Origin of the sequence: Qipengyuania flava, assembly GCF_011762005.1 — a bacterium.
GTDB lineage: Bacteria > Pseudomonadota > Alphaproteobacteria > Sphingomonadales > Sphingomonadaceae > Qipengyuania > Qipengyuania flava.
This window is the reverse complement of the sequence record NZ_JAASQU010000003.1, coordinates 68,591-79,916: the sequence shown is the minus strand read 5'-3', so window position 1 is coordinate 79,916 and position 11,326 is coordinate 68,591. Positions and strand designations below refer to the sequence as shown.

Sequence of the window (11,326 nt, the reverse complement as noted above, 5' to 3'; positions counted from 1 at the left end):
TCTCGAGCCCTGCCTGCCTATTTCAATGGCAGGATCTTGCCGATGATGAAGTCGGCCGCTTCCTCGGGCGACATATCGACCGTGTTCACGCGGATTTCCGGATCCTCGGGCGCCTCATAGGGGCTGTCGATGCCGGTGAAGTTCTTGAGCTTGCCTTCGCGGGCCTTCTTGTAGAGCCCTTTCACATCGCGCGCCTCGGCCACCTCGAGCGGGGTGTCGACGTGAATCTCGATGAACTCGCCACCGGTGATCATGTCGCGCACCAGTTGCCGGTCCGCGCGAAACGGGCTGATAAAGGCGGTCAGCACGATCAGCCCGGCATCGGTCATGAGCTTGGCAACCTCGCCGATCCGGCGGATGTTCTCGATCCGGTCGCTTTCGGTGAAGCCGAGGTCCTTGTTCAACCCGTGCCTGACATTGTCGCCGTCGAGCAGGAAAGTATGCCGGTTCATCAACGCCAGCTTCTTCTCCACTTCGTTGGCGATCGTCGACTTGCCCGAGCCCGACAGCCCGGTGAACCATAGCACGCGCGGGGTCTGGTTCTTCATCCCGGCGTGGTGTTCGCGGGTAATGTCGGTCGGCTGCCAGTGAACGTTCTGGCTGCGGCGCAGGCTGAAATGCAGCATGCCTGCTGCGACGGTGCGGTTGGTGATCTTGTCGATCAGTATGTATCCGCCAAGCGCGCGGTTGTCGGCATAGGGTTCGAACACGACGCGCCGGTCGGTTGTGATCTCGCACACGCCGATCTGGTTGAGGTGCAATCGCTGCGAGGCGAGGTGTGACCCCGAGCCCGATGGATTGTTGACGTCGATCTCGTATTTCGGTTCTGCCACGGTGGCGCTGACCATCTGCGTGCCGAGCTTGAGCCAGTAACCGCGTCCGGCGACGAGCGGCTCGTCGTCCATCCAAACCAGCGTGCTTTCGAACTGGTCGGCAACTTCGGGCGGCGCATCGGCCGTCGCCAGCACGTCGCCGCGCGAGCAGTCGATCTCGTCTTCGAGCGTGATGGTGACCGACTGCCCGGCCACGGCGCGGTCGAGGTCGCCATCCATGGTTACGATCGATTTGACCTTGCTGGTCTTGCCCGAGGGCAGAGAGCGCAGTTCATCGCCCGGTTTCACCGCGCCCGTCGCGATCAGGCCGGAGAAGCCACGGAAATCGAGATTGGGCCGGTTGACCCATTGCACCGGCATGCGGAACGGTTTTGCCTGGCTGGCGGTGTTGTTGACCTCCATCGTCTCGAGATGGTCGATCAGCACCGGTCCGTCGTACCATGGCGTGTGATCCGAACGCGTCGTGATGTTGTCACCCGCCAGTCCCGAGATGGGGATGACCGTGAAATCCACGATGCCGATGCTGTCGGCAAAGGCGCGGTAATCCGCGACGATCGCGTCGAACTTGGCCTGGTCGTAATCGATCAGGTCCATCTTGTTGACCGCCAGCACCAGGTTCTTGATGCCGAGCTGGTGGCACAGGAAGCTGTGCCGTTTCGTCTGCACAAGCACGCCCTTGCGCGCATCGGTCAGGATCACGGCGCAATCGGCGGTGGAAGCGCCGGTGACCATGTTGCGCGTATACTGCTCGTGACCCGGACAGTCGGCGACGATGAACTTGCGTTTCTCGGTGGCGAAGAAGCGGTAGGCGACGTCGATCGTGATGCCCTGTTCGCGTTCTGCGGCAAGGCCATCGACGAGCAGGGCGAAGTCGATCTCCTGGCCCTGCGTGCCCACGCGCTTGCTGTCGTTCTCGAGCGCGGCGAGCTGGTCCTCGAAGATCATTTTCGAATCGTAGAGCAGGCGGCCGATGAGCGTGGACTTCCCATCATCAACGCTGCCACAGGTGATGAAGCGCAGCATCGACTTGTTCTGGTGCTGGTCGAGATAGGCCTCGATATCCTCGGCGATCAGCGCGTCGGTCTTGTAGATAGGGTCGGTCATCAGAAGTACCCCTCCTGCTTCTTCTTCTCCATCGAGGCGTCACCCGCATCCTTGTCGATCACGCGGCCCTGCCGTTCGCTGGTGGTGGTCAGCAGCATTTCCTGCACCACTTCCTGCAGCGTGGCTGCCTCGCTTTCTACTGCGCCGGTAAGCGGGAAGCAGCCGAGCGTGCGGAAGCGGATCGAGCGTTCGGTGATCTCGGGCCTGTAGCCCATCACCTTTTCGAGCCGGTCGATGTCGTCGGCCATGAACAGCCCGCCTTCATGCTCGTAGGTCGGGCGCTTGGCGCTGAAATAGAGCGGCACGATCTCGATATTCTCGGCCATGATGTACTGCCAGATATCCAGCTCGGTCCAATTGGAGAGCGGGAAGACGCGGATGCTCTCGCCCTTTTTCTTGCGCGCATTGTAGAGGTTCCACAGCTCGGGTCGCTGGTTTTTGGGATCCCAGCCATGCGTGGCGGTGCGGAAGGAGAAGATGCGCTCTTTGGCGCGGCTCTTTTCCTCGTCGCGGCGGGCACCGCCGAAGGCTGCATCGAATCCGTGCTTGTCGAGCGCCTGCTTGAGCCCCTCGGTCTTCCACATGTCGGTGTGCAGCGGACCGTGGTCGAACGGATTGATCCCGCGCTCTTCGGCCTCGGGATTCTGGTGAACGATCAGTTCCATCCCAGCATCCTGCGCCGCCTTTTCGCGAAGTTTGTACATGTCCTGGAATTTCCACGTCGTATCGACATGCATCAGCGGGAAGGGCGGGGGCGACGGATAGAAAGCCTTCTTGGCCAGATGCAGCATCACCGCGCTGTCCTTGCCGATCGAATAGAGCATCACCGGCTTGTCCGCCTCGGCGGCAACCTCGCGCATGATGTGGATACTCTCCGCTTCGAGCCGCTGAAGATGGGTCAAGGTTATGGTGTCGATCATGGTCAGCTCCGCAATTCGTCCGCGCAAGATAAGTCGCGATCTCCGAATTGGACCTCCCAAATGGGAGGTGATAGAAATGCTTGCATGCGTATTCCCAACCTTGGTGAAACCGACCTGTTGGTGCCGTTGCATTCGGGCATGTTCGAACAGCCCATGTGGCAGACCTTTATGCGCCGTTTGCGGGGCGTTTGCGCGGCAGAAGGAGTTGCGATCATGCTCGCCGGATCGGGCGAAAGGCACGAGGTCGTCCTGCGCGAAGGCGCAGGGGTTGCCGTCCCGGACAAGGCGATGCGCGAAGCCAGGGTTTATACCGGCGACGAATTGCAGGCCGCCGAATCCGGCCTTCGGGCGGTGCGCGTTGGTGCTGCGGATGCAATGGTCACGCTCGCCGTCAGCGGATCGCCCGCGCCTGGAGCGGAGATCGCCAGCCTGCTGTCGGCGCTGGTCCCGCACCTGCGCGTCGCGCTCCAGGTGCTCTCGACAATCGAACGCGAACGTGGCCGCGCATCGGCCAGCGCCGAAGCGTTCCGGCGGATGAACTTCGGCTGGATCGCACTCGACGAGCGCTGCCGCATCGTGGAGCTCGATGCACAGGCCGAACGCCTGCTCGAACGGATGGGGTCATTGCGGCGCGGCCCCTATGACCGGTTGGTCCCGGCCCAGCCAACAATCGATCGGCAATTGACCGGACTGGTCAAGGCGATGGCGCAGGACCGCCGTCATCGCCCGCGCGCGATCAATCTCAGCCAGGACCCGTGGGTCGACATTCTCGTGGCACCGATGCGGGTCGATACGCTGGCAGGCGGGGGCAGGGCGGTGGCGGCGGTCTATCTGCGCGGCGACCGGAGCTCGATCGCGGACCGACATGAACAGCTGGTCGACCTCTTCGGCCTGACGCCTGCTGAGGCGCGTCTCGCTTGGGCGCTCGCGCAGGGTCTTTCGATTGCCGAGGCGGCGGATGCTCACGGTCTTACCACCGAAACCGCCCGCTATTACTCGAAGCGGATCTACGCCAAGACCGGGGCCCGCGGGCAGGTCGATCTGGTGCGCAATATCCTCACCGGCGTTCTCGCTTTGGCCTAGCCGGTGCGGGCGGTCAGGTCGGGCCAGAAGGCTACTGCCCCCGCTGCAACCACTTTGCTGCCCAGTTCGCGGCTCCAATAGGCATCGTTGCCGAACTCCGATCGCCATTGCCACAGCCGTCTCGTCAACGGGTGCAGCCCGTATTCCTGCGTGAAACCGATCGCACCATGGACCTGATGGGCGACCGTGGTGCCGATTTCCACCGCGCGGTTGGCTCGCAGCTTGGCGGCGGCGATTTCGAAGGCGGCATCTTCGCGATCGAGGGCCTGCGCCGCGCCTACTGCGGCGCAGTTTGCTGCTGCGGCTTCGCCTGCAAAGCCTGCGAGCGCTTGTTGCACCGCCTGGAACTTGCCCAGCGGGCGGCCGAATTGCCGGCGTTCGTTGACGTACCCGACCGACAGCGCAAGTGCCGCGTCCAACGCGCCCGCAATCTGCGCCGTCCGTGCAAAGGCCATCAGCGCGAACTGGCGCGGCGATCCCGCTTCCGCCACGCGGCCAACGATCTGTGCGGGCAGGTCCGGTCCCAGCGCGTGGTATCCCGCAAGACGGAACACGGTCAACGCGTCGAGCCAGTCGCCGCCGAAGCCGCCCTCGCTCTCGGGGACAAGCAGCAGGGGAAGCCCCAGTTCATCGATCCTCGCGCCGTCGCTTTCCCCGGTTGCGTCGGGACCGAGTTCAGCGAACAAGGGGTCGGCCATTTCGGCCAGCATGCGCCTGCTTTCACTCATCGTAGCCCGAGTCCTCGTGCGATAATGCCCTTCACGATCTCGCGCGTTCCGCCGCGAAGCGAGAAGCTCGGGCTGACCTGCAGGAGGTAGAAACATACTGAACGCAGCACTTCGGTATCCGCTGCACCGAAATCGACTGCCGCCTGCACCAGTTGCGGGATCGCCTGTTCGTACGAATTGCCGAGATCCTTGACGATCGTGGCCTCGAGCGCGGGGTCCTCGCCGCGCGCGAGCTTGGCGGCCACCGAGGCGCTCATCAGCCGCAGCGTCCAGGCTTCGGCTGCGAGCCTGCCGACCAGTGCGACAAGCGCCGGATCGTTTTCCGTCCGTGCATGGCGCACCAGTTCGAGGAACAGCACCATCGAGGAAAGGTAGCGTTCGGGCCCCGAACGTTCGAGCGACAGTTCGGCGGTGGCTTGTCTCCATCCTTCGCCCTCGACCCCCAGCAGTGCGTTCGCGGGAAGGCGGACATTGTCGAAAAACACCTCGTTGAATTCATGCGCGCCGGTCAGGTCGATGATCGGTTTCACGCTAACTCCGGGCGCATCCATCGGCACCACCAGTTGCGAGAGCCCCTGCTGCCGCTCGCTTCCGGCCTCGGTGCGCACCAATGCGATCATGAAATGGCTGACGTGCGCACCCGTCGTCCACACTTTCTGCCCGTCGAGTACCCATTCATCGCCATCGCGGCGCGCAGCGGTGCGGACCGAGGCCAGGTCGGAGCCTGAATTCGGTTCGCTCAGGCCGATACAGGCGAAAGCCTCACCACGCGTGATCGCGGGCACCCAGCGCCGCTTGAGTTCCTCGTTGCCGAGCCGCAACAGCAGCGGACCGCTCTGCCGATCGGCAATCCAGTGCGCGCCCACGGGGGCGCCCGCGGCAAGCAATTCCTCGATCACGACATAGCGTTCGAGCTGGCTGCGTTCGTGCCCGCCATACTCCTTGGGCCAGGTCATACCGAGCAGGCCGGCGTCGCCCAGCCGGCGGCTGAATTCGGGGTCCGCCTTGGTCCAGCTATTGGCGCGCCTGACCGGGTCGCGCTCGCCATGTTCGGCGACCAGCGCGCGCACCTGCTCGCGCAGCGCGGCAGCGTTGTCGGGCCAGTCGACCGCTTCGGTAACGAAGGTTTGCATCGCTTTCCTCTCGCGGCCCTCATTCCCAATTTGCAGCGATCCCGCAAGACCCGTTGCATCGAGCAACGAATCCCGACACTGTGTTGTGCAAACGAATCCGGCATATCGGCGAGGAGAGAGAGGATGACCGACTACAAGAACCTGATCGACGGCGAGATGGTCGACAATGGCGAATGGCTGGAGGTCCTGAACCCCGCGAACGAACAGGTCGTCGGCCGTGTGCCTGCCGCGGGCAAGGACGAACTCGATCGCGCCGTTGCCGCTGCCCGTCGTGCGTTCAAGAGCTGGAAGAAAACCTCGCACGAGGAGCGCCAACAAGTCGTCCAGGGCATCGCCGCGGCGATCAAGGAGAATGCGGATGAACTGTTCCGCTTGCTGACCACCGAGCAGGGCAAGCCGCACGCGCAGGCGCAGCAGGAGATCTATGGCGCTGCTGGCCTGGCAGCGGCGCAGTCGACACTGACGCTCGACGACGTCGTCAATCAGGATGACGATACGCGCCTGTCGCGCACTCGCCGCGTTCCCGTGGGCGTGGTCGGTGGCATCGTGCCGTGGAACTTCCCGATCATGATGGCGATCCAGAAGATCGTCCCTGCGCTGGTAGCCGGCTGCACGATCGTGCTGAAGCCGTCGCCCTTCACCCCGCTGACCACGCTGCGTATCGCCGAACTGATCAAGGATGTGGTTCCGGCAGGCACCGTCAACATCATCACCGGCGAGGACACTCTCGGCCCGCTGATCACCGGCCATCCCGATATCGACAAGATCACCTTCACCGGCTCGACCGCGACCGGAAAGAAGATCATGGAAGGTGCTGCGGGCGACCTCAAGCGCATCACGCTCGAGCTGGGTGGTAACGACGCCTCGATCGTGCTGCCTGATGCCGATGTGCAGAAGGTCGCCGAACAGCTGTTCTGGTCGAGCTTTTCCAATGCGGGCCAGGTCTGCATCGCCGCGAAGCGGATCTACATCCACGAGGACATCTACGACGACCTGTCCAAGGCGATCGCCGAATATGCCAAGACCGTGGTCGTGGGCGACGGTTCGCAGCAGGGTACGGGTGTCGGGCCGATCCAGAACAAGAAACAGTACGAGCGCGTCCTCGAGCTGATCCAGGATGCGAAGGACAATGGCTACAAGTTCCTGACCGGGGGCGACAAGGATCCGTCGGGCACGGGCTATTACGTGCCGATCACGATCCTCGACAATCCGCCCGAAGACGCGCGCATCGTCGCCGAGGAACAGTTCGGCCCGGTGATGCCGTTGATGAAGTTCGAAAGCGTCGACGAGGTGATCGAACGCGCCAACAATTCGGAATACGGCCTCGCCGGCGCAGTTTGGACCAAGGATACCGACAAGGGCGTCGAAATCGCCGAACAGCTCGAAACCGGCACCGTGTGGATCAACGAATTCATGCAGCTGTCGCCTTTCGCGCCTTTCGGTGGACACAAGCAATCGGGCTTCGGGGCCGAATACGGCATCGATGGTCTGAAGGAATTCACCTATCCGCAGGTCATCACGGTCAAGCGCGACGCGGCGGTCTGATCCGCTTCACTCCGGGCGGTGCGGACCATAGCCGCCGCCGCCCGGGGTCAGCACCACGAAGCGATCGCCCGGCCGCATGTCGGCCCAGCCGGTCGCACCCAGTTCCTCGCGCGAGCCGTCGGCACGTTCCACCCAGTTGCGACCCGGCTCGGCATCGCAGCCACCGGCAATGCCACGCGGTGCGACCGCGCGGCGATTGGCGAGCATGTTGGCGCGCACCGGCGCAAGAAAGCTTATCCGGCGCTCGACACCGTCGCCGCCGCGATTTTGCCCGGCACCGCCCGACCCGTGCCTGATGGCGAAACCGTCGACCCGCACGGGCAGGCGCGTTTCGAGAATCTCAGGGTCGGTCAGCCGCGAATTGGTCATGTGCGTCTGGACCGCGCTGGTACCCGGATGGTCGGGACCCGCGCCCGAACCGCCGCAAATCGTTTCGTAATACTGGTCGGCACCATCGCCGAAGGTGAAGTTGTTCATCGTGCCCTGGCTCGGCGCGAGCCGGCCCGTTGCGGCGAACAGCGTGTCGGTCACCACCTGGCTGGTCTCCACATTGCCGGCCACCACTGCGGCACCGGGGCGGGGGTTGAGCATCGAGCCTTCGGGAACGATCAGTTCGACCGGCCGCAGGCAGCCATCGTTCATCGGGATCGCATCGTCCACCAGCGTCCGCACGACATACAGTGCCGCGGCGCGGGTGATCGATTTCGGCGCATTGAAATTGTCTGGCAGCTGGTCGCTGGTGCCGGTAAAATCGAACACGGCCGAACGATTGGCGTGGTCGATCCGGATTGCGGTCCTGACCACTGCGCCATTGTCCATCGCATAGGCGAATTCGCCGTCGCTCAGCCGGTCGAGCAGCCCGCGCACGCTCTCTTCGGCATTAGCCAGCACGTGCGCCATGTAGGCACTGACGACATCTGCGCCCTGATCGCGTGCCGCGCCATGCAGCAGTTCCATCCCGCGCGTGCACGCGGCAAGCTGTGCGCGAAGGTCGGAGATGTTGCGATCGGGGTTGCGCGCGGGGAAGCGCGCGGAGGCTAGCAGCTCGCGGATCTCGGTTTCGAGAAAGCGGCCCGCGTCGACGAGCAGCGCATTGTCGATCAGAACGCCTTCTTCTTCGATCGTGCGGCTTTCGGGTGGCATCGATCCGGGCGCGATCCCGCCCACATCGGAATGGTGCCCGCGCGCGGCGACGAAGGCGTCGGGCTCGTTCCCGTCCTCGGAGTAGAAGACAGGGACGATTACCGTGATGTCGGGCAGGTGCGTCCCGCCGCGATAGGGATCGTTGAGCATGTAGGCGTCTCCGCGACGGAAACCCCGCCCGTCGCGCGCCTGGCCGCGCGCCTCGATGACACGCGCAATGCTGTCTCCCATGCTGCCGAGATGCACCGGGATATGCGGGGCATTGGCGATCAGTTCGCCACCGGCATCGAACAGCGCGCAGGAGAAGTCGAGCCGTTCCTTGATGTTGACCGAAGTGGCGGTCGACTGGAGCACGACGCCCATTTCCTCGGCGATGGCCATGAAGAGGTTGTTGAATATCTCCAGCCGCACCGGGTCGGCCTCGGTCCCGGCGGCGCGGTCGCGCGCCAGCGCTTCGCACCGCGTCAACACCAGGCTGCCTTCCTCGGCCAGCCGAGCCTCCCAGCCACGCTCGACAACCGTGGTCGAAGCCGGGTCGATGACCAGCACCGGGCCCGCAACGCTTTCCCCGAGCGACAGGCTTGCGCGCTCTACCGTCGGCCAGCCACCCTCCGCTTCGCCCCGCACAGGGATAGGTTCGGCGCGCGCCTCTCCGAGCCCGCCCGAAGTGCCGCTCGCTTCGACGCTGAGCGCTTCGACAATGATCGGCGCGGTATCGTCCGAATAGCCGAACTGGCGCCGATGCAGCATGCGGAACGTGCGGTCCATTTCGCCGTCGGGAGAGCAGGTCACTGCGATGACGCTGTCGCTACCCGCAAAACGCAGCCGCGCACGGCTTTCGATAGTCACCACGTCGGGAGCGATGCCCTGTTGGGCAAGCGCGGTTCGCGCCTCTTCCTCCAATGCGCCGAGCTCGGTAGCAAATCCCTCGTCGAGCGGACGGACGAGACTGACTTCGCGGATCGCTTTTACCGGGGAAAGGCCGATGCCATAAGCGGACAGAATGCCTGCCAGCGGGTGGACCAGCACGGTTTCCATACCCAGTGCATCGGCTACGCGGCAGGCGTGCTGACCGCCCGCGCCACCAAAGCAGGCCAGTGCATAGCTAGTCACATCGTGCCCACGAGCCACGCTGATCTTGCGGATCGCATTGGCCATGCTGTCGACGGCGATGGCGAGGAAGCCTTCCGCAATCTCTTCGAGCGAGCGCTCCTCCGGCAACGCGGCGGCGATTTCGGCAAGCCGCGTGCGCGATGCATCGCGATCGAGCGGCTGGTCTCCACCAGGGCCGAAAACGCTGGGAAAGAATGCCGGATCGATCCGGCCGAGAAACAGGTTGCAGTCAGTCACCGTGAGCGGGCCACCCTTGCGGTAGCAGGCGGGTCCCGGGTCCGCTCCGGCGCTTTCGGGGCCGACGCGGAATCGCCCGGCGTCGTAGCGGCAGATCGACCCGCCACCTGCCGCGACGGTGTGGATCTGCATCATCGGGGCCGCCACGCGCACCCCGGCCACCACGCTGTTTCCGGTGAGTTCGTAGTCGCCCGCATAGTGCGCCACGTCGGTGCTGGTGCCGCCCATATCGAAACCGATCAGGCGGTTGTGTCCCAGAGGTTCGCTTGCCGCGACCATGCCCACGACGCCGCCAGCAGGACCCGAAAGGATCGCATCCTTCCCGCGGAAGGCGCCGACTTCGGCAAGCCCGCCGTTCGACTGCATGAAGCGCAGGCTTTCGGTTTCGGGAAGGCCGGCCTGCAGCGTGTCTGTATAGCTCCGTAGGACGGGCGAGAGATAGGCATCGACCACGCTGGTATCGCCGCGCGGGACGAGCCGGATCAGCGGTGCAACTTCGTGGCTGACGCTGACCTGCGCGAAACCCGCGTCGCGTGCGAGCATGGCCAATCGCATCTCGTGATCGCGATACTTCCACCCATGCACCAGCACGATTGCCAGCGCATCGAACCCGTCCTTGCGCAGCCTGGCGAACGTCGCACGTGCGTCGGCCTCGTCGAGCGGTTGCAGCACCGTGCCATCGGCGCCGACCCGCTCGTCGATCTCGACCACCTCTGCGGGCAATTGTTCGGGCAGGACGATATGCCGTGCGAAGATATCGGGCCGCGCCTGGTTGCCGATCCGCAGCGCGTCGCCGAATCCCCGCGTAATCGCCAAAGCCAGCCGTTCGCCTTTGCGTTCGAGCAGCGCATTGGTGGCCACGGTGGTGCCGATGCGCAGCTCCGCCACCGGCCCCGCTCCGTGCTTCGCCATCAGGCGCCGTACCGCTTCGCTGGCGGCATCGTCGTAGTGGCCGGGGTTTTCCGACAGCAGCTTGTCGGTCACCAACTGCCCGTCGGGCGTTACTGCCACGACATCGGTGAAGGTCCCGCCGCGATCGACCGCGAAGCGCCATGCGCGCTGGTTTGTCTCGTCGCTCATGTCCGCCGCCACTCGCATGCGTTTGCCGGAAATTCAAACCGCCTGCGTCGAACCGGTGCCCGTAGCCTTCGCAATTCCCCCAAAGGGGACGTTGCCTTATGTGCGGTAGGCAGGTGCCGCAGGGCGGAGGGGGTCTGCCCGCACGACACGCGGGATCACCATGTCGCAGACTGCTGTTGCCGGGCAAGGAGCGCCGGTCGTGCAAGCTATCGATACGCCATGGGCACGCGGTACGGTCGCTGCGGTTTCGAACCCGTAGCCGCGGCCTGCACCATCATCCATCGCGGCGAAACAGTGGTCGATCTGCAGGGCGGCTTCCGTGACAAGCGCAGGACGCATGGTATCGGAGCGCGTAAACTGGCGTAAGCGGCGCGGCTGAGCTATCCCGCGGGTCCGGGAGTTCGGCT

Annotated in this window: 8 protein-coding genes; 3 read left to right on the top strand and 5 right to left on the bottom strand. The window is 64.4% G+C overall.

Annotated features, from left to right (window positions below; all coding sequences use genetic code 11):
- Positions 1–17 precede the first annotated feature (17 nt).
- Both cysN and cysD read right to left on the bottom strand, forming a co-directional pair.
- Entirely contained in the window at positions 18–1,937 is a 1,920-nt protein-coding gene (gene cysN, locus FHS69_RS10855; RefSeq protein WP_166777721.1) for a sulfate adenylyltransferase subunit CysN, read from the bottom strand.
- Positions 1,937–2,857: a sulfate adenylyltransferase subunit CysD gene (gene cysD / locus FHS69_RS10850; RefSeq protein ID WP_166777720.1), complete on the bottom strand. Its 921-nt coding sequence runs from the start codon at positions 2,855–2,857 to the stop codon at positions 1,937–1,939. Before cysD ends, cysN begins: the two co-directional genes overlap by 1 nt.
- 84 nt (positions 2,858–2,941) lie before the next feature.
- Between cysD and FHS69_RS10845 the strand changes: the two genes are divergently transcribed.
- Positions 2,942–3,940: a helix-turn-helix transcriptional regulator gene (locus FHS69_RS10845; protein WP_243844639.1), complete on the top strand. Its 999-nt coding sequence runs from the start codon at positions 2,942–2,944 to the stop codon at positions 3,938–3,940.
- Here FHS69_RS10845 and FHS69_RS10840 read toward each other — a convergent pair.
- Positions 3,937–4,668, bottom strand: a complete 732-nt coding sequence (locus FHS69_RS10840; RefSeq protein WP_166777719.1) for an acyl-CoA dehydrogenase family protein — start codon at positions 4,666–4,668, stop codon at positions 3,937–3,939. The genes FHS69_RS10845 and FHS69_RS10840 overlap by 4 nt on opposite strands.
- A complete protein-coding gene (locus FHS69_RS10835; protein ID WP_166777718.1) occupies positions 4,665–5,801 on the bottom strand; it encodes an acyl-CoA dehydrogenase family protein in 1,137 nt (378 codons plus the stop codon). The genes FHS69_RS10840 and FHS69_RS10835 overlap by 4 nt, the downstream gene beginning before the upstream one ends.
- Before the next feature lie 123 nt (positions 5,802–5,924).
- Between FHS69_RS10835 and FHS69_RS10830 the strand changes: the two genes are divergently transcribed.
- Positions 5,925–7,346 (top strand): aldehyde dehydrogenase family protein, encoded by a 1,422-nt coding sequence (locus FHS69_RS10830; protein WP_067672795.1) that lies wholly within the window; start codon positions 5,925–5,927, stop codon positions 7,344–7,346.
- 6 nt (positions 7,347–7,352) lie between these two features.
- Here FHS69_RS10830 and FHS69_RS10825 read toward each other — a convergent pair whose 3' ends face one another.
- The gene (locus FHS69_RS10825) at positions 7,353–10,919 is read right to left on the bottom strand and encodes a hydantoinase B/oxoprolinase family protein (RefSeq protein WP_166777717.1); all 3,567 of its coding nucleotides are present in this window, start codon (positions 10,917–10,919) and stop codon (positions 7,353–7,355) included.
- Between the two features lie 219 nt (positions 10,920–11,138).
- On the opposite strand from FHS69_RS10825, the gene FHS69_RS10820 reads away from it, so the two are divergent.
- Positions 11,139–11,285 carry a hypothetical protein gene (locus FHS69_RS10820; protein ID WP_166777716.1) on the top strand — a complete coding sequence of 49 codons (147 nt, stop codon included), beginning with the start codon at positions 11,139–11,141 and terminating at the stop codon, positions 11,283–11,285.
- Positions 11,286–11,326: the final 41 nt, after the last annotated feature.